The following is a 25,758-nucleotide window of genomic DNA, read 5'->3' as shown; positions in this document are numbered from 1 at the left end:
ATACGATATCGTTATCTTGGGTTCAACAGTGGAATCGATCCCTAACCCCGGGATATCGGTTGGATGCATTCTCGTCATCCAGAGCGAAAATTTGTCAATGCCTTAATTAGCAACCTCCGGGTGAGTTAAGCCAATCCAACACAAAGAATGCAACAGTTGCCTCTTTGACCGGAGATATTCCTCAATTCCGGTTCGATTCCGGCTTGCACCCCAGCTTTAGTCACGCGATCGCCGCCTTAATTTCCTGGAGGGAAAAACAATGACCTTGAGCCAATCCGTTCCCCTTGTGAGGATTCCGGATCCCGATATCGGGAAACACCCTATTCTCGCTGCGATCGATATGGGAACGAACTCCCTGCACATGGTGGTTGTCAAAATTGACCCAACCTTACCCGCTTTTACGATCATGACCCGGGAAAAAGAAACCGTGCGTCTGGGCGATCGCGACCTCAAAACCGGCAACCTCAAACCGGAAGTCATGGCACGCACCCTCTCAGCGTTGCGACGCTTCCAGAAACGCGCCGAGAGTCTCAATGCAGAACAAGTGGTTGCGGTTGCCACCTCCGCCATGCGTGAAGCCCCCAATGGACGGGACTTTCTCAAAGAAATCGAAACCGAACTCGGACTCCGAGTCAGTTTAATTTCAGGACCGGAAGAGGCGCGACGCATCTACCTCGGTGTTCTCTCGGGAATGGACTTGAACGAAGAACCCCATATCATTATTGATATTGGGGGCGGTTCTACGGAACTCATTTTAGGGGATGGTCATGAACCCCGGTCCCTGAGTAGTACGAAAATTGGGGCGGTGCGTCTGACGAGCGAATTTATTACCACGGACCCGATTAGTAACAGTGAGTTTGACTTTTTGCAAGCCTACATTCGCGGGATGTTAGAGCGTCCCGTCGAGGAGTTGCAAGCGCAGTTGTACTTGGATGAACTGCCTCGGTTGGTGGGGACTTCGGGAACTATCGAAACCCTCGCCGTGGCGATCGCCCGGGAAAAACAGGGACTTGAACCCTCTCCCCTGACCGGCTATCAATTCAAATTAAAAGACTTATCCGATTTTGTCCAACGCTTGCGGAAACTCTCCTACCATCAACGGTTAGCCATTCCGGGGATGTCGGACAAGCGCGCCGAAATTATCCTGCCGGGGGCTTTAATTTTGCTCGAAGCGATGACCTTGTTAAAGATGGACTCCCTCACAGTCTGCGAGCGATCGCTACGAGAAGGCGTCATCGTCGATTGGATGCTTACCCACGGGTTAATTGAGGACCGTCTGCGCTACCAGAGTTCGATCCGGCAACGCAGTACCCTCAAAATTGCCCAAAAATACCACGTTAATCTCGACTCTGCCGAACGAATTGCGGGATTTGTTTTGACCCTATTCGATCGCACCCAAGGGGTACTCCATGACTGGGGTTTAAATGAACGAGAATTACTCTGGGCAGCAGCAATTTTGCACAACTGCGGCATTCATATTAGTCATTCAGCGCACCACAAACATTCCTATTATCTGATTCGGAATGGGGAGTTGCTGGGATATACCGATACTGAGGTAGAAATCATCGCCAATCTCGCCCGCTATCACCGTCAGAGTGCACCGAAGAAAAAGCATGATAATTATCGAAATTTGACCAGTAAGCAACATCGCAAGATGGTGAGTCAATTAAGTGCCTTTTTACGGTTGGCGGTTGCCCTGGACCGCCGCCAAGTTGGGGCGATCGCTCAACTCGGTTGCCGCTATTTCCCCAACACCAAACAACTCCATTTAATCCTCCATCCCAGCGAACCCGATGACCCCTGCGTATTAGAACTCTGGAGTCTCGATCAGAAAAAAGTCGTATTTGAAGAAGAATATGATATTCAAGTCATCCCCAAATTAGAAGCAGTTCCCGTTCCCTTACGTTAATCGTTTTATAGCCTTTCTCTTGTGGGTGAACTACATTAGAGATCCCCCTAAATCCCCCTTAAAAAGGGGGACTTTCCAGATTTCCCACTTTCCCAGGTAGGAGGGACTTTCCAGATTTCCCACTTTCCCAGGTAGGGGGGACTTTCCAGATTTCCCACTTTCCCAGGTAGGAGGGACTTTCCAGATTCCCCCCTTTTCAAGGGGGGCTAGGGGGGATCGAATCGATGGAGATCATGAATATAAAAATTGCGATAGTCCTTCATTTTGCTAACCCTTGAATCCGGTGTCTGCAAGCTATGAATCTTTCTTTTTTCCCCCGGTATCTTCACAGCTTAAATCGGTATAAATGGATCGTTCTGGCCCTGCTGACTGCCGGATTGGGCATCGGAGGTGTCATGGCTTTGCAGATAGAACCCATTCCCAAATATATCGCTACGGGTTCTTTACGGGGGAATGAACCGACGGATTCATTATCGGAAACAACTCGGCAAATTATTAATCAAGGACAGCAATTTTCTCAGCCCGAAGAATTGGTCCGGTTGCTGTTGGCAGATAATGTGATTCAAGCGGTAGCAGATAATGTGAAACTGTCCCCGGTGGAAGTTCGCGATCGCCTATTATTGAAACTTCCCAGTGCTGAAACTGCCGGATCTCTCCGGGTGATGTACCGCGATAATAATTCCCAACGCGCCCTCCAAACTGCATCGGGACTAATGGAAGCAATGGTCCAGCAGAGTCAATTGATTAATACAGCGCGTCTCAATGGCGTGGTGGAACAGCTCAATCTCCGCCTCTCCCAAGCGCGTCAAGAACTCCAGTCCGCCCAACAAAATTTGGATGAGTATTATGGAGTGGATGAGGCCGAGCGATCGCAACTGCAACAAGAAGTAACCCTTAAACAAGAAAGACTGACTCAAATCCAAACCGCCGTGACGGAAGCAACCCAGGCAAAAGGGGAAATGATCAGCAGTTTGAAGATCGCCGAATCCCCCCACGTTGCCGAAACCAACGCTAATCAACCATTTATTCAAACCTTGGCCCTCGGTGCGATCGGTGGATTAGCCCTCAGTGCTCTGGTGATTTTAGTCTTAGCTTTAGTCACGAACCCACTCCATTACAAAGCCTTTCGCCGTCAGTTATTGGCCGCTTATAAAGGACGATGCCCCATTACTGGCTGTGATGTAGAAGCGGCCCTGGAAGTGGTTCATCTCGACCCCAATCAGCTAACCCGTTCTAGTGATATCTGGAATGGCTTAATTTTACGGGCGGATATTCAACGCTTATTCACCGCCAAACAAATCGCGATCGAACCGGGAACGTTACAAGTCCTACTTTCTCCCGAATTGGGCAAAACCAACTATGGCAAATTAGCGGGACGGCGGCTGACTGTCCCCGAGGAGGAAGCGGATCAACCCAACCTAGATGCCCTTGATGCCCATTATCGTCAATGTCCGTGGATTACAGGTTTTACTCCACCACCGAAAGAAACCGACGATTTAAAATCAGTTTAAATCCGGGGATATATTCTCGGTAATTCCACGCATAAAATCCCTACTTTGCGGGTTCTTAATGATTGAGTTGTGTGCCGTTCATGTCAACTATTTTTGTAAAGAAAAACCTAGAAACTGCCAAAACTTTATCAAAACTTCATACAATTCGGGAACTCTTTAAAAATAAAATGCCCCCTGACTTCCCGGCCAGATAAAAAGTTCAATCTTTTTAAAATTGGGGGGTGTAAAGGGGGATTGAATGCAAAAAATAAAGGGATAAAATGGTCTGAAAACCTTCTGTATTCCTGCCTTCTGGAGGCACAGACCCGACCCATCTTAACCCCCTACAAAAACAATTTATTTTTTCTATCTTTCTTGTCCAGATAGAGCATAAGGAATGCGTATTAGGGAATATCAGTTATCCTAGGCAATTCCTTTATGCGCCTCTCTACTATTCTTGTTCTCTCTACCCTCTTATTTGCCAATCTTGCTCCTAGTGCCAAGTCTTACTCGGTAGACCATTTGCCGACCTCCAGTGAGGGTTCCTTTTCTCATGCCTCATTAGGACGCTTCACCTTACCCTCGGAAAACAGCCAGATTAACCCCTGCGAAACCGAAGATAGCAAACCAGGTTGCAGCCGCCGGGACTTCCGCGCTTCTGGAGGAGAACAGTCCCCAACGGATACCATCCTGCTGGCACAAAAGCTCATCAATTCTAGCCAAGCTGAACCGAACTGTCCGATGATGAAAACTCATCACCAAGTTGGGCGCGGTAGTGGGCGATGCGAACCCTAAATCACGAACAGACTTTTCCCTCACCGCAAACATTCCTATCCATTAGCCTTTTCCTCTTTGGTGTAGCAATGTTTGAGTCCCCCCATTAAAAGCCGGTAGTTACGTTGAGTGCTACCGGCTTTTGATTTGGGAGATGGGGAGATGGGGGAGATGGGGAGGATGGGGGAGATGGAGGGTTTATTCGGGTCCCCGGAGGTTTTGATAGCGGTATAAGGCATAGGCATCAAATAAGACTCCGACTACGCTACAGGTGAGCCCAATAACAATGGCCCCTTGGAGGGGATGACCACTGCCAAAGGTTGCTAAAAATTGTAACAACTGCTTAACAGCAGATTTACCTAGGTTGGTCAATCCGGGAAGGTGGGCGATCGCCTCGGCAAGGGCTAATCCACCGGCCAAGGTTAGCGTCGGGACGGCAAAACTTAGTAAACTGGTTAATAATAGCGATCGCAGAAAATGAGGAAAACTATTCATAAAATCAAAACGGGATACCGATAAACTGTCGAAATCGCCTGAATCTGAAACGCATTTGATTTATAAGATAGGCCCGATCGCAGCCCTCAAACAGTTCTGTCACAAATATTAAATTTTGATTAAAAAAGTTGTTTAAAATTTGTAAACAACTCCTCCCTCCCCTGTCGTCACCCCCCTCAACACTCCTTTGACTCAAACTAAGTCAACCTCCAACTTAAGCCAGTGGTTTCAACGATTGCTCTCGGCAGTCGTTCTCGCTGGACAGGTCATCTTTCACCTCGTTTCTGGAAAAATCCACCGACGGAACACCATCGAACAAATGGCCCTAGTCGGGCCCGATTCCCTCTTTATCGCCCTCCTCACCGCCAGCTTTGTCGGCATGGTGTTCACCATCCAGGTGGCGCGGGAGTTTCTCAACTTTGGGGCTGGAAGCGCCGTCGGTGGGGTGCTGGCGATCGCCTTGGCGCGGGAACTGGCCCCGGTTTTAACCGCGATCGTTCTCGCAGGACGCGTCGGTTCCGCCTTTGCCGCAGAAATTGGCACCATGCAAGTCACCGAACAAATCGACGCCCTCTATATCCTCAAAACCGACCCCATTGATTACCTCGTTATTCCCCGAGTCCTCGCCTGCTGTATCATGCTACCCGTGTTGACCCTCCTCTCTTTCGCCACGGGAATGATCGGGGGAATGCTGATCGCCACCAATTTCTATCCCATTTCCCAAACCGTCTTTCTCGATTCCGTCCGGAGCTTAGTGCAAACCTGGGATTTAATCACCGCCTCGATTAAAGCCTTATGCTTTGGCGGATTAATCGGCGTCATTGGCTGTAGCTGGGGCTTGACCACCACCGGAGGGGCCAAAGGCGTGGGACAATCCACGACAACTGCAGTCGTCACTTCCCTTCTCGCCATCTTTACTTCCAACTTTTTTCTCTCTTGGCTCATGTTTCGCGGCATGGGGAGTGGCGTCTTCTAATCGGATTCCGTGACTGAGCCTCTAAAATAGAAACATTCAATTCTTGATTAGCCTCGATCGCAATACAGGGTACTGTTGTGACCACACCAATTTCCACCTCAAAAACCACCTCAACCTCAACCTCAACCCAAGAACTGGCTCCCAGTTACGTCCTGCCTTGGGCCTTTATCATCGGCAGTATTCCGCTGTTGGCGGTGCAACCTTTGGCGAGTTTACCCCTAGCCGCCTTCGGGTTATTTTTAATGGTCCAAGCGGCAACCATTCGCCTGCAATTTACCCCGAAGGCATTAGATGTTTATCGCTCAGGAAACTTGATTCGATGCTTTCCTTACGCCGAATGGATCAATTGGCGAATTTTCTGGCCTGGAGTTCCAATTTTGTTTTACTTTAAGGAAGTGAAAAGCATCCATTTTCTACCCGTTTTGTTCGATCCCAAACAACTTCAAGCCTGTTTGGAAGAACGCTGTCCCCGGATTTAAGAGCGATCGCCCTCCTGATGCCACCCCTTCTTTTACCCCCAGAAAACCCACCTTATCCCCCCACCTAGGGCTAGAGGTGCGATCGGGCCCTTGAATGGTTCATTGACAGCACAGATCCCCGCCTTCCTAACTCCCTGATCGGCTCTGGGTCATCTCTAAAGTTTAAAATATTTTGCCATGAATGCAGACGAAACCAACAATCCAGAACCCTTAGAAACTCAGGACCAATCCGACTCCTCAGAGCCGTTTGAGGCTTCCTCCTCCGAATCAGTCTCAGCGGATTCCACTCAGGGGATCAATCCCTCAGAAGACCTCTGGAAAGAACCCGAACCCTATGTCCCCGATGAAGCGGTATCCCCTCTCCCGGAGTTGACCCTAAAAGAGCCGGAGTCCCCGACAACCTGGGAACCGGCAGCCGAACTCCCCGTGGAACCCTCCGAACAACCGGCAGAGGAACAACCGGCGGAAGAATTCACGGCTGAAGAACGACCAATGGATGAGAGGGTGTCTCCCCCGTTGGCGATTGAGGATGAAGCGGTATCCTTGGGGCGACGGGTGGCGCAATTACAGGAGCAAGAACGGGAACTCAAAGCCGCTATTGTGCAATTGCAAGCGAATCGTGCGGAACTCCTGCAAGAACAGACGGAAACCCAAGCGGCGATCGGTCGTTTGGTTCAAGATGCCTTAACCGAATTGGAACAGCGCAAGCACAATTTACAAATCTCCGTCGAACAACTCGAACGCCGCCAAGAACGCATCCGCACGGAAATGCGCACCACCTTTGCTGGAGTGTCTCAAGACCTGGCGATTCGGGTTCAGGGCTTTAAGGACTATCTGGCGGGCAGTTTGCAGGATTTGGTCAATTCCGTGGAACAACTGGAGTTAACCCCTCCGGAACCGGAACCGGCGAAGATGCCCCCTAAAGCCGCCGCAAAAGGCGGCGATCGCACGGGCGCACCGACTCCAACCTTTGCGGAACAGCCGTTTCAAGACCGGGCGAAACAGATTCGCCGGTTGTTGGATAAATATCGCACAATGCCGGATTATTATGGTCCTCCGTGGCAAGTTCGGCGCACCTTTGAACCCGTACACGCCGAACGGCTTTCCAACTGGTTTTTTAGCCAAGGTGCAAGAGGCGCAGTCCGAACCTTGGGGAGTCGCTTACAAAATATTTTGGTAGCATCGGCAGCCATTTCGGTCCTGAAGGCCCTCTATGGCGATCGCCTCCGCACCCTGGTTCTCGCCAATTCTCCCGAACGTCTCGGCGAATGGCGCAGGGGTTTACAAGACTGCCTCGGCATTTCTCGGATTGATTTTGGTCCAGAAGGCGGCGTAGTTTTATTTGAGGCTCCCGAAGCCCTCTCCCAAAAAGCGGACCGCTTGCTCAAACAGAAGCAAGTTCCGCTAATTTTGATTGATGAAACAGAAAACCAAATCAACCTTTCCCTACTTCAATTCCCCCTCTGGTTAGCATTTGCTGCTGACCCGGAATTGCCTACCCTTTAACCCTTTGGGTCTTTGGTCCTTATTTAAGGACCAACCCCAACTTGACTTTAAATAGCTGAAAACTGAGGATAAAAGTTTATGACTTTGTGGCTACTTTTAAATGGGCTGTTGTTACTTGCTGCCTACCTCTTTGGTTCATTCCCTACAGGTTATATTGTGGCTCGACAGTTGAAGGGAGTTGATATTCGGGAAGAAGGGTCAGGGTCCACCGGGGCCACTAATGTGCTGAGGACGGTGGGGAAAGGACCGGCGCTGGTGGTGTTTCTGGTGGATATTTTAAAAGGGATGGCGGCGATCGCCTTGATGCGTTTCGCTTACGCTTTGCCAGCGGTCCAGGAACTCGCCGCCAATCTCGGACCCGCTACCCGTTGGTTGCCTTGGATGGTCATCCTCGCTGGATTAGGGGCGCTACTCGGTCATACCAAATCAGTCTGGATTAATTTCAAAGGTGGAAAGGCGGTTGCCACCAGTCTAGGGGTGCTATTTGCCCTTAATTGGCCGATCGCCCTCGCCGGGTTTGGCGTCTTTGGAATTGTCCTCGCCTTTACCCGCATTGTCTCTCTCAGTTCTATGTTAGCCGCCCTCGCCCTACCGGGGATCATGTTTGCCCTACATCAACCCCTGTCCTATCAAATTTTTATGTTAGCCGCTTCGATGTATGTCATCTGGTTACACCGCAGCAATATCAAACGCTTACTTTCAGGCACCGAACCCCGCATCGGCCAAAAGTTACCGCAACCCTCGGAAAGTATTCCCTCTTAGGATGGGGTATTGGGAGCCAGAAAACGACGGGATTGGTTTACAAAAATGCGGGTAATTGGCAATAAATTCCGTTGTTAAAATTCGGTTTCTTGTGTATCTAATCCTATTAAAATGTCCTAGGAATGGATAAAATTTTAGTGAGTTCCAAAGAACAAGAAACCGGATTTCTGACAAAGATTGGTGACGAATTGCCACAGATTGTCTCCAGAAACCCGGTTTCTAACCGCTAGGTTACTCCGAGACTAGACGCAGATGCCTAGTTCATTTAGCTTCCCAGTTGGCGCGATCGCTCCGTTGCTGCTTGGACGGCTTCGATGCAGGCGGACCGAAATCCGGCTTTTTCTAATTGAGCGACTCCGGCAATGGTGGTGCCTCCAGGACTCGTTACTCGGTCTTTCAGTTCTGCTGGGTGGAGTTGGCTCTCTTGAATCAGGGTCGCTGTTCCCAATACAGTTTGTAAGGCGAGTTGGGCGGCAATGGCTCGGGGTAGACCCGCACGAACACCGCCATCTGTCAAGGCTTCAATAAAAATTGCGACATAAGCGGGTCCAGAACCTGAGAGGCCGGTGACGGCATCCATCAGGGACTCGGGAACCTGAACCACATCCCCCACGGCTTGTAACACGGTTTTGGCCCGGTCGAGGTGTTCGGGTTGGACCTGAGTTCCCGGGGCGATCGCCGAAATCCCCGCGCCGACAGTAGCGGGAGTATTCGGCATAGATCGGACAATCGGGGCACCGGGAAAAGCCCGTTCTAATTTACTTAAGGGGACTCCGGCTAAAATAGACAGAATGACTGGCACTTGACCATTCTGGCCGAGGGAGGGTAAGGCAGCGGTGACGGACTCGAAGACTTGGGGTTTGATAGCAAGGAGCAAGACTTCTGTAGCTGCCGCCACTTCTGAATTGTCGGCGGTGACGCCTACTCCATACTGTTGTGCTAAAAACTCGCGGCGCTGCTGCACGGGATCGCTAATCAAAATTTCCCCAGGCTGGTAAGCGGCACGAGCAATTAGGCGGGATAGGAGCGCTTCTCCCATGACCCCGCCTCCAATAATTCCTAGTTTTACCAACAACGGTCGTTAATTTCCTGTAAAGGGTTTCCAGGTCCTTGGTCAACTTGGCTATAAGGGCGATCGCTGACCAAGAACGGTTTATTTACTGGGCCATCCGGACTTGTTCCGGGGTCCAGCTTGTTTGAACAGAGGGGGGACGGGCGGTCCGTAGGTGGGGTTGCAGGACATCGTGAACCACACCGCTTTGAGTGCTGACTTGAACACAGCTGGGGGTAAACAGGAAGATGCTTTCCCCAATTCGTTCTTGATGCCCATCTAAGGCATAAGTCCCACCAGCAATAAAATCAACGGCTCTTTGAGCTTGGTCCGGATCCATCATCGTCAGATTGAGGACGACGGATTTGCGTTCCCGCAGGGCTTGAATGGCTTGAGGCATTTCCTCAAAGGATTTCGGCTCCATTACCACCACTTCAGAAATGCCGTTGGCGGCTCCAGGTAGACCGATCACGTTATTGATAGCATTCATACTTGATCCCATTGCGCTTTCTGCTCCCACCATTCCCATTCCGGTTGGGGTCGTCCGCAAAGGGGGGCGATTCCGGCGCGCTTCTGCTTCGGGAGAGGCTGCGGGTTGGTCCTGGTAAAGGTTTTGGTATCCTTCTCCTTCTATTTCGTCGTACTCATACTCGTAATCCACGGATTCGTTGAGTCCGACCATATCTCGTAGCTTAGAAAAAATCGTATTCACGGTTTTTGCTCCATCAAAACTAGGGTAACATCAGGGCATTCTCTCTAAAATCCCCATTCCAGCCCAAATCAATTTTGGATGTTAGTTCGGTATAGACTCAGGTTCCGACTCAATCAACCCCTAATTCAGGGTGGAGTTCCAACGACTGAGTGCGGCTTAACCCTTGGCTCCCGCTTCGGTTATAGATGCCCTTGAGCGTGACTGAGCGCCGGGGTAAACCCCGTTGAGGAAGGAACTCTCTCCTAATAGGAAATGCACTCCATTCGCCATGCCCAACCCTACCCAAGTTATCAGTTTATTGTATATTGCCATAAGTTGCCGATTATGCCCAAAATTTTCCAGACTTTTTGTCGGGAATTTGGTGCAATCGGGGGCGGTGGTTGATCACTATAATTGAAAACTGGATTTGAACGGGATTTGAATGGGATTTTTGGGGGGTGGAATCCGGAGAAAAGCCGATCGCGATTGGACCTGGACTAACGCGGGTAAGGGAGAATGATTCGTCCATCTTTTCCTCAATTCTAACGGTCCAAGGCTGGATTTTACGGCGATCGCTCTCCAAATAGGATTGTCCCTAGTCTGACCATTGTGGACCCGGCTTGAACAGCTAAATGATAATCCCCTGACATTCCCATTGATAATTCCTGCATGGAAATCTGAGTCCAATTTTGGGCCTGGATTTCTTGCGCGAGTTGACGAGCACGCTCGAACAGGGCCAGGGTTTTTGCTTCATCCAATCCCAAGGGAGGAATGGTCATTAATCCTTTGATTTCTAAGTTTTTACACTGATTTAGGGTCGCTAAATCCTCGATGAGTTCAGGAATCTGCCAACCCGATTTGTTGGCGTCGGGTAGGATTTTTACTTGGAGACAGACTTTTGGCTTAACTTCGAGTCCTTCCGCCAAGCGATCGACCCGTTGCGCTAATTTCAAACTATCAATAGAATGGAGCCAGTGAAAGTGGTCTAAAGCGGGTTTAACTTTATTACTTTGCAGGTGTCCAATCAGGTGCCAGGTTAGACCGGGCAGGTCCCCGAGTTGCTCCGATTTCGCTTGGGCTTCCTGAATACGACTTTCCCCAAAATCTCGAATTCCCGCCTGATAAGCTTGCATCATGGCATCCACCGACACCTGTTTGGTGACGGCAATCAGTCGGACTGATTCGGGTAAGTGGGTGCGGATCTGAGCAATCCGTTGGGCGATCGTCATTGAAACGTGCGTTTGTGAATGAGCTGAAGTTCCGCAAATTCCTGAGTTTGCCCCATTCGTCTGAGCAATCGCAAGCGGTTTTCAACGAGGAGGCGAGCATCGGCACGGGTCAGCGGCTCAAATCTTAACCCTTCTAAGCCAGAAAGCGCTAAAAAAAATAGGCGTTGGGCATAGAGGGTCGTGAACAACTCCTGATTTTGTTCGATCAGACACACCCGATAGAGCAGACCAAAAGTAGGATGATTTAAGTAAGTTTCAGTGTTCATTCAGGTTCAGATGAGTACCGTTAATCATAACGGTTATAGAGTCACTAAGGTCCCCCTGGCGGAGTCAGCTCCTATGGAGTTTCGGGATGTGACCCGGTTCCCCCCTAAGTTTTTGCCGCAAGCTTGGACGGGGACAATTTTATCAGAAATCGCGGAAATCCCCATGCTCTTAGGCTAGGGACCGATCATAAATTTGATGATTCTTCCCTGGAGTGGCAGTGTCTCGTTTTCTGCTAATCATCACCGAGGGAGATGCTCCCTCTCCTCAATTTTCTAGTCTAACTGCTGCCCAATGATTTATATTCCTGTTTTAATCAGGCACTCGATTCTCATCTTTGGCATAGCCTTCAAATGGAAGCGATTGCTATATTAATCATGAGCATTTTTATAACAGAGGGAGCAAGCGATCGCCCCGGTTATGAACCTTCCCGGACTGCGATCGCCATCTGCAATGCCGCAAGTTGGGCGCGGGCTTTATCTAGGGACTCATACCATTCTTTTTCCGGTTCACTATCGGCAACAATTCCGGCCCCCACTTGTCCCCAAACTCGATAGGTTTTCCCCTCATTTTTGGCCGTTCCTACTGTCTCAGGCGCGAATAATAAGGTCCGAATCAAAATATTCAAATCAAGCTGCCCTCGCCAATCTAAATAGCCACAGGAACCATAAAACAGACTGCGGCGCACAGGTTCTAATTCTTCAATAATTTCCATGCATCGCACTTTGGGACAGCCGGTAATGGTGCCACCGGGAAAGGTGGCGCGAATTAAATCAATACTATCGCGATCGCCCCGGAGAGTACCCAAGGCATTACTCACCAAGTGCATGACATGACTGTACCGTTCAATGGTCAATAATTCGTTAACTTGTACCGTTCCCCATTCACAAACTCTCCCTAAATCATTCCGTTCCAAATCCACCAACATAATATGTTCGGCCCGTTCTTTCCGGTTGCCAAGTAATTCAGTAGCGAGTTGTTCATCTTGTTCTGGTGTTTTCCCTCTAGCACGAGTTCCAGCAATCGGACGAGTCTGGGCAGTTTTTCCTTGTAATTGTACCAATCTTTCCGGAGAACAACTCACCACATCTCCCCAGGGAGTTCGCCAATAACTGGCAAAGGGAGAGGGATTAATCGCCCGCAAGGTTTGATAAACATCCCAACTTTCCTGCGGAGTTGTCGTTTCAAATCTCAAGGATAAATTGGCTTGAAAAATATCCCCGGCTGTGATATATTTTTGGGCTTTTCTGACCCGTTCTTCATAGTCAAATTGCGACAAATGAAACTGGGGATAAGGGGGAATAAACCCCTCAGTTTCCGGTAATTTTTGAGGAGAATTTGCCCGGATACAAGAGCTTTCTAATTTCTGTTCTAGGATATCCAATTCAGCGCGATCGCTACTGGCAATCCACAACTGTTGTTGATGATGATCCAGGATCGCAAAGTTGGCGGGTTCATACCAGTAACTCACCGGAAAGGGTAGGGGATCATCGTTCAAATCGGGGAGTTTTTCAATTTCCCAGGCTAAATCATACCCCAACCATCCTAACCATCCGCCGGTGAAAGGAAGCGCATCCCAGTTAATCCGTTGCAGGGTGGCAAGTTCTTGAATCGGTTCGGGTTGTTCGGGCTGTTTTCGCTTAAGCAATTGCCGCAAACTAGGCAGAATTTCTCCAACTTCTGGAGTCCACAATTGAGGGTGGTTGTCAATCCATCTCGGTGCACCAGCACAGATAGAATATCTCGCTTCAGGAATGGGGGTGGGAGTTGGATAAGGACTTTCTAGGAGGGTGGCGATCGCCGCTTCCGGTTGCTTATTTTCAGCTTCAGGAATCAGAAACAATGCCTCAAATATTTGAGTACCCGTCCGCTGTTTTAACGGTAGCGATCGCCAATACCAAGGGGCGACGGGTTGCTGATTAACTTGGTTCACACTTGCCATCCCCAGATGAAACGCATCCCCCAAAATCCCACCAAAATGGCGATCGCCACCCAGTCTCCATTTCTCAGTTTTAATGGATGCCATTGCACCCGATGGGTATTCGGGCTAGTAAATCCTCTCACCTGCATCCCTCCCGCAATTTGTTGCGCACGCAATAGCAAATTTTCTAAAAGTCTTTCTACTACAGAAAACCATACTTTTGTTGTTCCTCGCAAGCCCAATTTTTTCCAATTAATAGCCCGAGTTCTCACAGAACGAATTAAGTTTTGAACTTCTTCTAATACTAAAGGGATAAACCGCAGGGAGAGGGTTAAAGTCAAGGCAATTTCTATGGTGGGAATATTAAACCGTCTCAGGGGACTCATTAAATCTTCAATTCCCGCAGCAATCTCTTCCGGGGCCGTAGTTAGGAGGTAGAGATTGGTGCTATAAATTAAGGTAAAAAATAAAGTACCAATCCGGATTCCTAAATCGAGAGAACGACGGGTAACCGTAAACCGCCCTTGCTCAAAGAGAACATAACGGTAATCGGTTGGTTGGGGGAGTTCACTCTCAATTGCCTCCTCGGGTTCGGGAGTTTCTTGACCCCAGCCCAAAGGATTGTACCACGGATTTCTGATGGGTGTGGGAGGGAGGGTGAGGGGTTGGCGATCAAAGGTGAGTTCTTGAGAAGGAAGGCGGGGTTGGTGTTCCACCGGGAGTCCATCAGGTGCGATCGCTGTAATTAGGCAAACTAACAGAGAGAGGCTTAACAACCACCCCATTTGTTTGCGCCAGACTCGCAGGGGAATCAAGGCACTAATGGTAATCAAAATGAGCAGAAAAACCAATGCAATCCGCCAGATTGGATTCGCTAAGACGGGCGCAATTAAAAAGCTCATCAACCACAGCAGTTTGACTCGCGCATCTAAGCCATGTAACCAGGTAATAGGTTGTTCTAAATACAAGCCGATAGGCAGCGATCGCAATAAATCCATCGGATTCGAGAAAGTAAATGTCCAAAGCGTCTAAAACCGCTGTCCCAGGGGTTCGGGTTCACCCTGTCTTTTTTGTAGGGGAATTTCATCAATTACCCCCACGTCGAATACCCAGTTATTGGAATAACCTAAACCTTAACGGCTCGATTGGTGGTATTATTGTCCTCAAAGTCCCGAGCTTTTTTCCCACGCCATAGCAACCGTAATGGACTCCCCGTAAATCCCAGTTGTTCACGGAATTGACGCTCGATATAACGGCGATAATTATCGTTAAATCGTTTCGGGTCATTCACAAATAAGGCAATAGTCGGAGGTTGACTGGTAACCTGCGTCCCATAATAAATTTTTCCCTGTTTTCCTTGACGACTGGTCGGAGGACTATGCCAATGCAAGGCATCTTTTAGCACTTCATTAATCACTGAAGTAGAAACTCGCCGACGATGTTCTTCCGCCGATTTATCGACTAAATCCAGGATATTTTCTACGCGTTTTCCGGTGACGGCACTCACAAAAATTGCTTCTGCCCATTCTAAGAAATAGAGGCGACTTTTGATATCGCGTTCATAGTCATAAATGGTATAGGAATCTTTCTCGATCGCATCCCATTTATTAATCACCATGACACAGGCACGTCCATCTTCTTCAATGCGTCCCGCCAGTTTTTGGTCCTGTTCCGTTACCCCATCCACTGCATCAATGACCAACAGCACCACATCCGCCCGACGAATCGCTTTAAACGCCCGGTTTATCCCAAAAAATTCAGGTCCATATTCGACATTTTTCTTTTTCCGAATGCCTGCGGTATCGATAATTCGATAGCTTTTTCCGTTCCGTTCCACAAAGGTATCGATACTATCGCGAGTCGTTCCCGAAATTGGACTGACAATCGCCCGTTTTTCTCCCAGAAAGGCATTGAGTAAGCTGGATTTGCCAACATTAGGACGTCCAACGATCGCCACTTTAATTTCCGGCATTTCTTCAATTTCGGAAGTCGGCGGCAAGTGGGTAATGACGAGATCTAATAAATCCCCGGTTCCACTGCCATGAATGGCAGAAATGGGATAAGGTTCACCCATGCCTAATTCCCAAAATTCTGCCGCTTGGGTTAATCCTTCCATTAAGGATTCACATTTATTCACGGCGAGTACAACGGGGACTTTTTGATGACGCAACCAGTTAGCAATTTCGCGATCGGCTTCCGTGACCCCTTGTTGTCCATCTACCACAAATAGCGCAACGCTTGATTCAGAAAGCGCTGTCATGACTTGTTCTCGAATTAAGGGTAAAAATTCGGTATCATCATCAAAGACTAATCCGCCCGTATCAACGATCTGAAAGTCTCGGTCTTGCCAGAAGGCATTTCGATAGGTGCGATCGCGGGTGACTCCCGGTTCATCATGGACGATCGCCTGTTTACCCCCAGCAATCCGATTGACAAGGGTTGATTTGCCCACGTTAGGGCGTCCGATAATAGCAACTATAGGTAAAGCCATAGAGGTGAAGGTTCCTGGGATTGAGCGAAGCAATCATATCTGTTTATTTTTTTATTATAGCGAACCGAGGCGATCGGCACGCTCATTAATTAGCCCACATTTTTACCCGGGGGCTTCCCCTCTCCAGCTAACTCGGAGTCTTTAATGGCTTTTCGTCTTACCGACAGGTCAAACTTTCATTCACCGCCGCAAAATCTTGGCTGCTTTCTTTATCAATCAGTCGCTTATAGTGTGCTGGGTTTTGAATCAATATGACTCGGGCCGTATCTAAGTCCGTATTTCGATAGGTTAACTCTCGTCTCCCTGAGAGTTCAATCGTCTGATCTAGCATTTCACTTGGGTCCGGTTGATAAGTAAAAACCGTATTTCCCTCTTGTTCTCGAACCTTGAAACTCGCTTGTTCCCCTAATGGGTTGGGTTGGCCCGCAGCCGGTGTATATTCGCAAATTCTGCCCGTTGTCTGTTGAGTACAGCCGATCAGTCCGATTAGGGATAATAAGCTCAAACCCTGGAATATTGGATTGATTTTCATGAGTATTTTGAGAGGTCTAACTTTATACTTTTACAGTTTCTTATTATATCACATACAAACGGTCTAATTAATTATTAACTTCACAAAAATCCACCAATTCCAAAGTCTATCTGCGGAAAAATTTTGATAAGGTAGGATTCATCTAAAAGTAAGGATGTATCATGGAATTTCGGTTCAATCGAAGTTTTGAATAAAAAAGCGCTCCCAATCGGGATCCCTTTGGGTTTGTGGATTCATACAGATGCACGGGCGATCGCCTTAGATATCCTCCTCCGCATCCGGGTCAATTCCTAGCGATCGCAGGCATTCTGCTAATCTGCCACTTTGCTTTCTGCCGCTTCTGCTCGCTGCTTTTCCTCTTCAGAGCGTTTTGAACCAATCAAGAACAGATTCCCTTCCAAATCCCACCCGCGTAACCACAATAGGTTTTGATTTTGATAGGTCCCCTGCCATAATCCCAACTCTACTCCCATCTACTCCTGGGAGTTGCGTATGCTCAGGGAATGGGGCTGAGCGATCAATATCAGTTACTCCTTCGCTGATCAAAAAATTTTCCCTTAGCTTTGATTGGTTATCCCAACTTTTGGGGACTGGCGGTTCTCTACCCAAGCCCACCTATGTATAGAAAAGAGTAAATAAGTCATGCTTATCAGACGTATCAGAATTGCTGTGGTCTCAACCCCTTTACAAATCGTTACAAAGCCGTTAATCTAAAAACATCATAACTACCTCGACAAACCAATAGCAATCATAAAACTATGACCACCACATTACAGCAGCGCGAGAGCGCCAATCTGTGGGACCGCTTCTGCGAATGGGTCGCTTCTACCGAAAACCGCCTCTACATCGGCTGGTTCGGTGTGTTGATGATCCCCACCCTCTTAAGCGCCACTGTCTGCTACATCATCGCCTTCATCGCCGCTCCTCCTGTGGACATCGATGGAATCCGCGAACCCGTTGCCGGTTCTTTGCTGTACGGAAACAACATCATCTCTGGTGCGGTTGTTCCTTCTTCTAATGCCATCGGTCTTCACTTCTACCCCATCTGGGAAGCAGCCAGCTTGGATGAGTGGCTCTACAATGGTGGCCCTTACCAGCTCGTGATTTTCCACTTCCTCATCGGCATCTTCTGCTACATGGGTCGTGAGTGGGAACTCTCTTACCGCTTAGGGATGCGTCCTTGGATCTGCGTTGCTTACTCTGCACCTGTTGCAGCCGCTTCGGCAGTGTTCTTGATCTACCCGATCGGTCAAGGTTCTTTCTCTGATGGTATGCCTTTGGGTATCTCTGGAACCTTTAACTTCATGTTAGTGTTCCAAGCTGAGCACAATATCCTGATGCACCCCTTCCATATGTTGGGTGTTGCCGGTGTGTTCGGTGGTTCCTTGTTCAGTGCGATGCACGGATCTTTGGTGACCTCCAGCTTAGTTCGTGAGACCTCTGAAACCGAATCTCAAAACTACGGTTACAAGTTCGGTCAAGAAGAAGAAACCTACAACATTGTGGCCGCTCACGGTTACTTTGGTCGTTTAATCTTCCAATATGCTTCGTTCAACAACAGCCGTTCTTTGCACTTCTTCTTAGCTGCTTGGCCGGTTGTGGGGATCTGGTTCACCGCTTTGGGTGTGTCCACGATGGCTTTCAACTTGAACGGATTTAACTTTAACCAGTCCATCATTGACTCGACTGGTCGTGTTGTGAATACCTGGGCTGATGTGATTAACCGCGCTAACCTGGGTATGGAAGTGATGCACGAGCGTAATGCTCACAACTTCCCCCTCGATTTGGCTGCTGGTGAAGCAACTCCCGTTGCTTTGACTGCTCCTTCTATCAATGGTTAATCTGATAAAAGATTAAAAAAAGCGCCTCCAATTTGGGGGCGCTTTTTGTTTGGGGCTAGACAGAGTTAGGTTGAATCACTTATTCACCCACCAATCTCGGGACTAATCCAAGAAATGTTAAACTTTGGCCGGATTAGTTTTGCTGGCGATCGCCGCTGCTTTGCCGTTTTTGGTGTTACCATTGCCATTGCGGGGCTGGAGAACGCCGTAACCGCCGTGGTTGCGTTCGTAAATCACATTAATTTCACCCGTGTCGGCATTGCGGAACATATAGAAGTCATGATCCACGAGTTGGAGTTGTTCCAAGGCTTCGAGAACACTCATCGGAGGCATGGCAAAATATTTGGTTCGCACCACTTCCCCTGGAAGTTCGGGGGTGCGTTCGCCGATCAGATCCTCGACAAGGGGTTGCTCTTCGAGAAGTGCTTCATTGAGCGTGTCTGGCGCTTGAACTTTCTGAGCGTGACGTTTTTCTTTGTACTTACGCAGTTGGCGAGCGATTTTATCAGCGACTAAATCGATGCTTGCGTACAGATTTTCACTGCTCTCCTCAGCGCGAATGATCGTACCATTTGCAAAAATGGTGACTTCAGCAGTTTGTTTAGAATTGTTCCGAGGATTTTTTGCCACGGACAGATGAACGTCTACTTCTGTGGTCAAATTTTGAAAGTGACTCACTGCTTTTTCAACCTTTTGGTTGACGTACTCGCGAATGGCCTCGGTTATTTCAATATTTTTGCCGTGGATAACAAGCTTCATATCAATCTTCCCACTGAAGACTCCATCGTATTAAGGTTTTAGATGTTAGGGTTTGGAGGGGTGATCAAAAAAGCGAAATACGCATCTCCAAGCCTGATTTCTAAGAAAATAGACGGAGGGAAAGCGGGGCGGGTAATGCCGCTTTCCTAACATTAGTTCTTTTGCCCGTTTTTGGCGTTTCGCTCGCTTAAGAACGGAGCCAAAACTTATCAAGGTTGACTACGCTTGAAAGGGTGGAATTACTCTGCCCTGAGTTGCCCCGAGATTACGGCAGCTCTTTCAGGGATCGCGGTTGGGAATTGGGTAGAACGATCGCCTTTCAGTCACCGGAGTCACCTGGGACTGTGGATCACTCGTCATCAACTGCGATGGCACGAGCTTTAAAGTCTAATGTGCCAGTTGGTGAGCAGGTTCTGTCCATAATTGAAGATGATTATAGCAATCAAGATCCAAAATTGTAAGTTTTGGAGACTTGAGTGGGAGGATTCCAGAAATCTTGTCCTCGGGGACAAGGCCACTTAGCCTACGGGAACAGTCAACTCAATGGTGTTGTAGGTTCTATAAATAGATGGCTGTTGGGAAACCTCTCCTGTGCTGCAATTCAACTCCTTACCTTTCACACTACCACCTTGTATTGAGAATTACACCGAATTTTGTTATCTCTTTAAAATTCGTTGCAATACGTTACGCAATGACAATCCCGCTACCCTGGGCTATAGTAGTTGTCCGGATTCCAAACCTGATATTTGTCTAAATTTCTACCAAAAACCCCTTGCTTTTTTGGATGATATATAGTAAAAGTCTAGCCAATCCTGTTGAAATCAGTTCCCCTCGGCGGCGTTGTGGGTTCTATAATCTCGATCGCCTCCCTTATCAGGAAGCTTGGGCCTGGCAGCAGTCTTTAGTGAGTGCCCGAAGGTCAAACCCAGATTTAGAGGATGTCTTCATTTTGTTGGAACATCCTCCGGTTTATACCTTGGGAAAAGGGGCGAGTTTAGAATTTCTCAAGTTTGACCCCACTTGTAGCGAGGTGGAATTGCATCGGGTGGAGCGTGGGGGTGAGGTTACCTATCATTGTCCCGGTCAAATCGTGGGTTATCCAATTTTGAATCTACGATATTACCAGATGGACTTGCACTGGTATTTACGGCAGCTTGAAGGGGTGATTCTTCAGGTGTTGGCAGAGTATGGGTTAAAGGGCGATCGCATTCCGGGGTTGACCGGAGTTTGGCTGGAGGGGCGAAAAATAGCGGCGATCGGTATTAAAGTCAGTCGATGGATTACCATGCACGGTTTTGCGCTCAATGTTTGCCCGGATTTGAAAGGGTTCGAGCAAATTGTCCCCTGTGGAATTGCCAACAAACCCGTGGGGAGCTTGGCGGAATTTGTAGAGGGGATTAACCCCGATCGCGTGCGTCAGCAAATCGCCACAGCGTTTGCGGATACTTTTGCCGTTGAATTGAGTGAGTTAAAATTGCCTACACAGGCCGAGCAGATTTAAAAGAGATCGACACAGAACGAGTGCGATCGCTCTTTTTAGGGGTGCATCAACACAAAAAACTCAGAGAGGATAAGCGAAAAGCGACATTTATCCATCCAGTCCGAGGCGGCGGCATCGTCAAAGCCAGGTTACCCGGGGAGCGATCGCCTGTTCCCCGAGAGCTGATGATCGCGCTTTAAACATTAAGAAAGGATAAAGAATTCCCCAGCCGATCAACCGGGTTGTCATTCCGATTGCCAATGACTGCCTATGATTGTCGCTCCCTCTCTTGAGCCACTCTCCCATCAGTTTGATTGCACATCCGCGCACCTGATTCAGGGTAAGCGCGGGAATTTTAAAATCCCTTCCCCAACTATGAGTTCATCTACCAACTCCAGGGATCCCTTTCTCGCCCAACTCATTGAATTTAGTAAAAAGGCCGCAGTCTCAAAACCATCCAGAACATGGCGGGATTTTTTACCGAGCCAAATTCAAACCCTAGCCGACCTCAATAGCCCGAGATCTGATTTTACCGCCCATTCCTTTGATTTCTTCACCGAGGCAGCCGAACCCTTGTCTGCCCTCAAAGAACGAGATACTCAAGCCTTAGCCGAACTCTTCGAGGACGAAGAGATCGAAGCCATCCAAGCGGATGTTCTTCTTTGTTTGAGCTTCCTCTCTCCCGCACCCTGTTGGGATGAGCAAGCCTTTGAGTTTTTAAAAGAATTCCTTTAGACCCCAGATTTTTTGCGTTATAATAGCAAGATAAAGCATTAAATCAAACCCCAATCCCCAACTACCGGGGCGATCGCCAAGCGATCGCCCTATAACCTAATTCCTAATATTCCCCCCAGTCAAAAGCAATGTCCTTTATCAAACCTTGACCCCACTCCGAACAATCGATTCCAGTGAAAAGACTGAAAACCAATTCACCCTCCGCCAGAAAGAATGGGTAGCACTTCCTCCAGTTCACGACTACAATAACAAACAAGCCGAGGGATTTCTAAATCATCAACCCTTAAGTAAGGAATAGCCACTTTGCCCTAAATAGATTTAACCCCCAGGGAACAAAGAAAAAGAAATTTAGACTTCTCCATTCACAATTTACCGAGAAAATTTCTTTATTCTCTCTTTCCATCCCCCATCCTCGGTTACTCAACCCCCGTTACCTAACCCTTGTTTATCATCATTCTTTTGATATGCCTTCAATAGCCCGAAAAAACCTATTTGAAGATCTGCCGCGCTTTTTGGTCGCTCAAGCAGGCATCATGTTTGCCGTCAGTTTGATTACCATCCAAACTGGCATCTTCAAAGGGGTCATGCGCTCAACCGCCCTACTGGTGGACTATTCTCCAGCGGATATTTGGGTCAGTTCGCAGGATATGGAAACCTTAGAAATGACCCTCCATATGCCCTACAAGCGATTGAGTGAGGCTCAAAAGGTTGAAGGGGTCGCCCAGGCGGAAGCGCTGATCGTTCAGGGGACCTTGTGGCGAGATTCAACCGGGCATATCAATCATGTTCGGGTGTTTGGATTTGACCCAGATGCGGAACTCTTTGTACCAGGGCAGATGGTCAGAGGCAGCTTAAGCGACCTCGAAAAACCCTACACCATGTTTGTGGATGAAGCGAGCTTTGATACCCTCAAGGTCTCATGGCTCGGGGACAAAGTGGAAGTCGGGGCTTTTTCCGCCACGGTAGTGGGATTCACCCATGACACTCAATCAATTGTGGCGAGTCCCTATATTTTCTCTTCTTTAGATAATGCCAATGCCTTCACCACGACTCGTCCTAGTGAGGAGGCGGCTTCGGAAGAACAAGAGGCTCCCAAACCCTTAAGAGAGGATGATCCCATCACCTATATTTTGGTGAAAGCTGAACCGGGAGAAAATTTGCAGGAACTCAAAGAGAGACTGCAAGATGCATTGCCCTATACCCGCGCTTATACCCAGGAAGAAATGGCCCAACTCAACCGCGTTTATTGGCAAGAACGGACGGGAATTGGCTTTGTGCTGAGTTTGGGGGCCGGGGTGGGGGTGATGGTCGGTATGGTGGTTGTCGGACAGATTCTGTACGCTTCCGTCTCGGATCACATTAAAGAATTTGGAACTCTGAAGGCAATGGGTGCTTCCCAGAGCGTGATTTATGGGGTGATTATTGAACAGGCGCTGTGGATGGCTGTGTTAGGATACCTGCCAGGAATGCTGCTGTGCTGGGGGATCCAATCGTGGGCGCTGGCGGCGCAAGGATTGACCATCTTGATTTCACCGGCAACGGCTGTGGGGGTATTTGGGATTACGGTGGTCATGTGTGTATCTTCTGCAATTTTTGCCATTCAGAAAATCAATCGAGTCGATCCAGCGATTGTTTTTAAAGCGTAGGTTGCAATTATGGGGAAGATTGGGCATAATTACTCAGACCGATTGGGGGATGCCGATTTTAAAAGTGGCACAGACAATGAGAGTAGAGGGACGGACAACTGCCAGAATGCGATCGGGCATCCTGTTAACTTCTAAATCTGGATTGTTTTGTTCTCACAGCCTACCGTCTATAGCATATTCACTAAACATTGAGACGAATGACTGCTTCACTAAACTTTAATGAATCTATGGGAAATCTCTCCACTCAGGTGATTGCGCCCTCGGTCGTCGCATCCACAGCGGCAGCACCGACAACAATGGGTGCGATTAAAGCTAGAGGCGTCAAGATGGTCTTCGAGTCTGGTTCCGAAGAGTTTCATGCCCTCAAAGGGATTGATTTAGAAGTCCGTCCTGGAGATATTCAACTGTTGATGGGACCATCGGGCTCGGGCAAAACGACCTTGCTCTCAATTTTGGCTGGGATGCTCACCCCAACCTCGGGAACGGTGAAATTACTCGGGGAAGAAATTACCTGGATGTCCCGGGCTGAATTGTCCCGGTTTCGCCGAGATAATATTGGCTTTATTTTTCAAGGTTTTAATTTATTTCCGGCACTTACTGCAACAGAAAATGTGGAAGTTGCGCTAAATTTGAAAGGAATTCGGGGCCGAAATGCTCACCTGGAAGCGCAGCATCTTTTAGAACAAGTCGGGTTGGGAGCGAAGGTTCATCAGTTACCTCGGGATTTATCCGGGGGACAAAAACAACGGGTGGCGATCGCCCGCGCTTTAGCGGGTCATCCTCAGTTGATTATGGCGGATGAACCTACGGCAGCTTTAGATTCTCATAGTGGTCATGCCGTGATCGAACTGCTTCGCCGATTGGCAAAAGAGGGAGGCAGTACCGTCCTCATGGTTACTCACGATCCGCGTATTCTGGATGTGGCCGATCGCATTCTCTATCTGGAAGATGGAGAATTGCAAAAGCCTACGTCCGCCTAGCTTGAGGTAATATAGAGCCCATCTTAATCCGGTATCTCTATAGAAGAATTGAGAATTCAGCAAAGGGAGCAAAATGCTCCCTTTGCTTTGGCTTGATTTTAGCCCCAATTCACCAAATCTTTGAAAAATTATTAACCCCCCAATAGATGAACAAACCCAACCCAACTATCCAGACTGGAATCAAGGCTAACAAAGTCTCTGGAGAGAACCATTGATTCAAGAAGTTACCCTGAATGTGATCTGCCGAAACAGTGAGTTCGGGACCGACTTGAATCTGGGTTCCAGTTCCTGAAAATCCAATTTGAATGCCTGTTTTAGGATTTTCTTCGGGACTAGAGGGGACAAATGCAAGACTATCAAGTTTTTGAATCTCTAAGTCCGTTGCTGTTTCTCCCTTCAAAAAATCGTCTTGTGATATTTGAAGTGATTGCCTTGCCATCCGTATCTGACCAGCGATCGCAGTAGACTGGTGGATTATTGGTGTATCTGTATTTGTATCTGTATCTGTATCTGTTGGTCTTCTTCGGGTGCGGTAAAATCGCACATCTTCAACATTCAGATTACCTGGTATCCACTGAGGCGAGGGTTGTGGAACGATCGCCGCGATCGCCGCCCGATCTCTCAAGGTTAAGGTTAGTTCTTTGTTCTCGGGAATCCAAGTAAATTCTAAAGGAGTATCGGAGTTGAGGCGACTCCTCCCCGACTGAAGTTCGGTAATTTGATATCCTCGTAAACTCACTTGCAACGGCTGATTACCCCAGTCAAGTTCTAGCACATTGGGGCGAATTGCCGGTTGTAAGACAAGTTGGAGACGATCGCGATCGTAACTGAACTGTTCGACTAAGGTATGTTGTCGTACCCACAAGCGTTTGAGGGTCAGTTCACTCGGAAAGTCGCCTTCAACTGGCGTGATTTCCCATGCACTCTCGGCAGCGGTTAGATCAACTGTGAGACTGGATAAGCGATTTAAGCGCGGATCGGTGGCATTTTCAAACCGTCCGGTTAACGTGAAGCTTTGTTTCCCAGCGATCGCCATCTGATCCAATCCAGTGATTTCTTCAAATAAAACAAAACTTTGGGGTGATTCTCCATATCTAAAGCTCAGTTCTTCTACCAAAATACTGCCTTCAAAGGGATGGGGAAAGGGGATGAATGTTACCAAAGGAAGAACCGCTAGGCCAATGGCAATTACCGCGATCGCGCGATATAAATCTTGGGGTACTCTCCCTTGTTGCTTCCTCGGTGGATTCTCCGGGGGAATTGACTGTATCCTGGGTTTAGAAACGCCCGACTTACCCATAGAATTTCCCAAGGGTGGAACGGTTCGGGCTAATGTTGGCAAATGGGTCATATACCAGACCATCAATTCAATCAAATGGAGCAACACCCAGAAGCTTTGAACGGCGAATTGCCAAATCCCCAGCAGTAGCCATTTGAAGGGAGAAAGTAAAATCAGGAAATCTCTCTGGGCGATCGCTTGCTTGACTTCCCTGAGCGATCGCTGTATCCACATCTGGAGTTCTGAAAATACCCACAGCAACAATTCAATCAACTGAATCCCCAGCCAAAACAGGTTAACCAGCAGGCTCCAGATTTTCACCAGAACCCACCGCCCCAATTCCTGCACCGCCTTAAAAATTAGTCCAATGGTTGGTTTCACAGATGATTCAAGGCTTTGATTGATTTAAGACAAGAGCATCATACCATTTTAGATTTTTTAACCGGACTTGAGGCGATCGCCTAGGGT

General features: G+C 48.4%; 24 protein-coding genes. 12 read left to right on the top strand and 12 right to left on the bottom strand.

Annotated features, from left to right (window positions below):
* Positions 1 to 259: 259 nt before the first annotated feature.
* The 3 genes from NG796_RS00370 (at position 260) to NG796_RS00360 (ending at position 4,194) form a co-directional block, all read left to right on the top strand.
* Positions 260 to 1,909 (top strand): Ppx/GppA phosphatase family protein, encoded by a 1,650-nt coding sequence (locus tag NG796_RS00370; RefSeq protein WP_261203929.1) that lies wholly within the window; start codon positions 260 to 262, stop codon positions 1,907 to 1,909.
* A 296-nt stretch (positions 1,910 to 2,205) separates the two neighbouring features.
* Positions 2,206 to 3,420 carry an HNH endonuclease gene (locus tag NG796_RS00365; RefSeq protein ID WP_261203928.1) on the top strand — a complete coding sequence of 405 codons (1,215 nt, stop codon included), beginning with the start codon at positions 2,206 to 2,208 and terminating at the stop codon, positions 3,418 to 3,420.
* 417 nt (positions 3,421 to 3,837) lie between these two features.
* Entirely contained in the window at positions 3,838 to 4,194 is a 357-nt protein-coding gene (locus NG796_RS00360; RefSeq protein WP_261203927.1) for a hypothetical protein, read from the top strand.
* A 177-nt stretch (positions 4,195 to 4,371) separates the two neighbouring features.
* On the opposite strand, the gene NG796_RS00355 is transcribed toward NG796_RS00360, so the two are convergent.
* Positions 4,372 to 4,668, bottom strand: coding sequence for a hypothetical protein (locus tag NG796_RS00355; RefSeq protein WP_261203926.1), 297 nt, complete (start codon positions 4,666 to 4,668; stop codon positions 4,372 to 4,374).
* A 187-nt stretch (positions 4,669 to 4,855) separates the two neighbouring features.
* Between NG796_RS00355 and NG796_RS00350 the strand changes: the two genes are divergently transcribed.
* The 4 genes from NG796_RS00350 (at position 4,856) to plsY (ending at position 8,391) form a co-directional block, all read left to right on the top strand.
* Complete coding sequence (locus NG796_RS00350; protein ID WP_261203925.1) at positions 4,856 to 5,644, top strand: MlaE family lipid ABC transporter permease subunit; 789 nt, start codon at positions 4,856 to 4,858, stop codon at positions 5,642 to 5,644.
* 77 nt (positions 5,645 to 5,721) lie between these two features.
* A complete protein-coding gene (locus tag NG796_RS00345; RefSeq protein ID WP_261203924.1) occupies positions 5,722 to 6,123 on the top strand; it encodes a DUF3119 family protein in 402 nt (133 codons plus the stop codon).
* Positions 6,124 to 6,300: 177 nt separating this feature from the next.
* A complete protein-coding gene (locus NG796_RS00340; protein WP_261203923.1) occupies positions 6,301 to 7,629 on the top strand; it encodes a DUF3086 domain-containing protein in 1,329 nt (442 codons plus the stop codon).
* A gap of 78 nt (positions 7,630 to 7,707) precedes the next feature.
* Positions 7,708 to 8,391: a glycerol-3-phosphate 1-O-acyltransferase PlsY gene (plsY, locus tag NG796_RS00335; RefSeq protein WP_261203922.1), complete on the top strand. Its 684-nt coding sequence runs from the start codon at positions 7,708 to 7,710 to the stop codon at positions 8,389 to 8,391.
* Positions 8,392 to 8,656: 265 nt separating this feature from the next.
* Here plsY and proC read toward each other — a convergent pair whose 3' ends face one another.
* The 9 genes from proC to NG796_RS00290 all read right to left on the bottom strand — a co-directional run bounded on the left by proC (position 8,657) and on the right by NG796_RS00290 (position 17,043).
* Positions 8,657 to 9,466: a pyrroline-5-carboxylate reductase gene (gene proC / locus NG796_RS00330; protein ID WP_261203921.1), complete on the bottom strand. Its 810-nt coding sequence runs from the start codon at positions 9,464 to 9,466 to the stop codon at positions 8,657 to 8,659.
* A gap of 82 nt (positions 9,467 to 9,548) precedes the next feature.
* Positions 9,549 to 10,154, bottom strand: coding sequence for a cell division protein SepF (locus NG796_RS00325; protein ID WP_261203920.1), 606 nt, complete (start codon positions 10,152 to 10,154; stop codon positions 9,549 to 9,551).
* Positions 10,155 to 10,696: 542 nt separating this feature from the next.
* Positions 10,697 to 11,362 carry a YggS family pyridoxal phosphate-dependent enzyme gene (locus NG796_RS00320; protein ID WP_261203919.1) on the bottom strand — a complete coding sequence of 222 codons (666 nt, stop codon included), beginning with the start codon at positions 11,360 to 11,362 and terminating at the stop codon, positions 10,697 to 10,699.
* Positions 11,359 to 11,628 carry a transcriptional coactivator PipX gene (gene pipX, locus NG796_RS00315; protein ID WP_261203918.1) on the bottom strand — a complete coding sequence of 90 codons (270 nt, stop codon included), beginning with the start codon at positions 11,626 to 11,628 and terminating at the stop codon, positions 11,359 to 11,361. The genes NG796_RS00320 and pipX overlap by 4 nt, the downstream gene beginning before the upstream one ends.
* 416 nt (positions 11,629 to 12,044) lie before the next feature.
* Positions 12,045 to 13,652, bottom strand: coding sequence for an anthranilate synthase component I (locus NG796_RS00310; protein ID WP_317619247.1), 1,608 nt, complete (start codon positions 13,650 to 13,652; stop codon positions 12,045 to 12,047).
* A complete protein-coding gene (locus NG796_RS00305; protein WP_261203917.1) occupies positions 13,556 to 14,545 on the bottom strand; it encodes an energy-coupling factor transporter transmembrane component T family protein in 990 nt (329 codons plus the stop codon). Before NG796_RS00305 ends, NG796_RS00310 begins: the two co-directional genes overlap by 97 nt.
* Positions 14,546 to 14,673: 128 nt before the next feature.
* On the bottom strand, positions 14,674 to 16,038 hold the full coding sequence (gene der / locus NG796_RS00300; protein ID WP_261203916.1) for a ribosome biogenesis GTPase Der: 1,365 nt from the start codon (positions 16,036 to 16,038) through the stop codon (positions 14,674 to 14,676).
* Between the two features lie 157 nt (positions 16,039 to 16,195).
* Complete coding sequence (locus NG796_RS00295; RefSeq protein ID WP_261203915.1) at positions 16,196 to 16,570, bottom strand: hypothetical protein; 375 nt, start codon at positions 16,568 to 16,570, stop codon at positions 16,196 to 16,198.
* A 311-nt stretch (positions 16,571 to 16,881) separates the two neighbouring features.
* Positions 16,882 to 17,043 carry a hypothetical protein gene (locus NG796_RS00290; RefSeq protein WP_317619246.1) on the bottom strand — a complete coding sequence of 54 codons (162 nt, stop codon included), beginning with the start codon at positions 17,041 to 17,043 and terminating at the stop codon, positions 16,882 to 16,884.
* Between the two features lie 285 nt (positions 17,044 to 17,328).
* Between NG796_RS00290 and psbA the strand changes: the two genes are divergently transcribed.
* Positions 17,329 to 18,411, top strand: a complete 1,083-nt coding sequence (gene psbA, locus NG796_RS00285; protein ID WP_015149763.1) for a photosystem II q(b) protein — start codon at positions 17,329 to 17,331, stop codon at positions 18,409 to 18,411.
* 117 nt (positions 18,412 to 18,528) lie between these two features.
* Here psbA and hpf read toward each other — a convergent pair whose 3' ends face one another.
* Entirely contained in the window at positions 18,529 to 19,170 is a 642-nt protein-coding gene (gene hpf / locus NG796_RS00280; RefSeq protein WP_261203914.1) for a ribosome hibernation-promoting factor, HPF/YfiA family, read from the bottom strand.
* Between the two features lie 784 nt (positions 19,171 to 19,954).
* Between hpf and lipB the strand changes: the two genes are divergently transcribed.
* The 4 genes from lipB to NG796_RS00260 all read left to right on the top strand — a co-directional run bounded on the left by lipB (position 19,955) and on the right by NG796_RS00260 (position 24,011).
* The gene (gene lipB / locus NG796_RS00275; RefSeq protein WP_261203913.1) at positions 19,955 to 20,671 is read left to right on the top strand and encodes a lipoyl(octanoyl) transferase LipB; all 717 of its coding nucleotides are present in this window, start codon (positions 19,955 to 19,957) and stop codon (positions 20,669 to 20,671) included.
* A gap of 354 nt (positions 20,672 to 21,025) precedes the next feature.
* On the top strand, positions 21,026 to 21,385 hold the full coding sequence (locus tag NG796_RS00270) for a hypothetical protein (protein WP_261203912.1): 360 nt from the start codon (positions 21,026 to 21,028) through the stop codon (positions 21,383 to 21,385).
* 464 nt (positions 21,386 to 21,849) lie between these two features.
* Complete coding sequence (locus NG796_RS00265) at positions 21,850 to 23,031, top strand: FtsX-like permease family protein (RefSeq protein WP_261203911.1); 1,182 nt, start codon at positions 21,850 to 21,852, stop codon at positions 23,029 to 23,031.
* A 296-nt stretch (positions 23,032 to 23,327) separates the two neighbouring features.
* Positions 23,328 to 24,011: an ABC transporter ATP-binding protein gene (locus tag NG796_RS00260; RefSeq protein ID WP_261204147.1), complete on the top strand. Its 684-nt coding sequence runs from the start codon at positions 23,328 to 23,330 to the stop codon at positions 24,009 to 24,011.
* Between the two features lie 109 nt (positions 24,012 to 24,120).
* Here the strand turns inward: NG796_RS00260 and NG796_RS00255 are convergent, their stop codons facing one another.
* A complete protein-coding gene (locus NG796_RS00255; RefSeq protein ID WP_261203910.1) occupies positions 24,121 to 25,671 on the bottom strand; it encodes a hypothetical protein in 1,551 nt (516 codons plus the stop codon).
* Between the last annotated feature and the right edge of the window lie 87 nt (positions 25,672 to 25,758).

The organism is Laspinema sp. D2d (genome assembly GCF_025370755.1).
GTDB lineage: Bacteria > Cyanobacteriota > Cyanobacteriia > Cyanobacteriales > Laspinemataceae > Laspinema.
Note: the sequence above shows the minus strand (reverse complement) of the source record. Positions and strands in the feature narration are given on the sequence as shown.

What these genes read in the sequence shown, in the direction of transcription:
- NG796_RS00370 (WP_261203929.1), top strand. Translation starts at nt 260, where the DNA reads ATGACCTTGAGCCAATCCGTTCCCCTTGTGAGGATTCCGGATCCCGAT.
- NG796_RS00365 (WP_261203928.1), top strand. Translation starts at nt 2,206, where the DNA reads ATGAATCTTTCTTTTTTCCCCCGGTATCTTCACAGCTTAAATCGGTAT.
- NG796_RS00360 (WP_261203927.1), top strand. Translation starts at nt 3,838, where the DNA reads ATGCGCCTCTCTACTATTCTTGTTCTCTCTACCCTCTTATTTGCCAAT.
- NG796_RS00355 (WP_261203926.1), bottom strand. Translation starts at nt 4,668, where the DNA reads ATGAATAGTTTTCCTCATTTTCTGCGATCGCTATTATTAACCAGTTTA.
- NG796_RS00340 (WP_261203923.1), top strand. Translation starts at nt 6,301, where the DNA reads ATGAATGCAGACGAAACCAACAATCCAGAACCCTTAGAAACTCAGGAC.
- plsY (WP_261203922.1), top strand. Translation starts at nt 7,708, where the DNA reads ATGACTTTGTGGCTACTTTTAAATGGGCTGTTGTTACTTGCTGCCTAC.
- NG796_RS00320 (WP_261203919.1), bottom strand. Translation starts at nt 11,362, where the DNA reads ATGACGATCGCCCAACGGATTGCTCAGATCCGCACCCACTTACCCGAA.
- pipX (WP_261203918.1), bottom strand. Translation starts at nt 11,628, where the DNA reads ATGAACACTGAAACTTACTTAAATCATCCTACTTTTGGTCTGCTCTAT.
- NG796_RS00310 (WP_317619247.1), bottom strand. Translation starts at nt 13,652, where the DNA reads ATGGCATCCATTAAAACTGAGAAATGGAGACTGGGTGGCGATCGCCAT.
- NG796_RS00305 (WP_261203917.1), bottom strand. Translation starts at nt 14,545, where the DNA reads ATGGATTTATTGCGATCGCTGCCTATCGGCTTGTATTTAGAACAACCT.
- der (WP_261203916.1), bottom strand. Translation starts at nt 16,038, where the DNA reads ATGGCTTTACCTATAGTTGCTATTATCGGACGCCCTAACGTGGGCAAA.
- NG796_RS00295 (WP_261203915.1), bottom strand. Translation starts at nt 16,570, where the DNA reads ATGAAAATCAATCCAATATTCCAGGGTTTGAGCTTATTATCCCTAATC.
- NG796_RS00290 (WP_317619246.1), bottom strand. Translation starts at nt 17,043, where the DNA reads ATGGGAGTAGAGTTGGGATTATGGCAGGGGACCTATCAAAATCAAAAC.
- psbA (WP_015149763.1), top strand. Translation starts at nt 17,329, where the DNA reads ATGACCACCACATTACAGCAGCGCGAGAGCGCCAATCTGTGGGACCGC.
- hpf (WP_261203914.1), bottom strand. Translation starts at nt 19,170, where the DNA reads ATGAAGCTTGTTATCCACGGCAAAAATATTGAAATAACCGAGGCCATT.
- lipB (WP_261203913.1), top strand. Translation starts at nt 19,955, where the DNA reads ATGATATATAGTAAAAGTCTAGCCAATCCTGTTGAAATCAGTTCCCCT.
- NG796_RS00270 (WP_261203912.1), top strand. Translation starts at nt 21,026, where the DNA reads ATGAGTTCATCTACCAACTCCAGGGATCCCTTTCTCGCCCAACTCATT.
- NG796_RS00265 (WP_261203911.1), top strand. Translation starts at nt 21,850, where the DNA reads ATGCCTTCAATAGCCCGAAAAAACCTATTTGAAGATCTGCCGCGCTTT.
- NG796_RS00260 (WP_261204147.1), top strand. Translation starts at nt 23,328, where the DNA reads ATGGGTGCGATTAAAGCTAGAGGCGTCAAGATGGTCTTCGAGTCTGGT.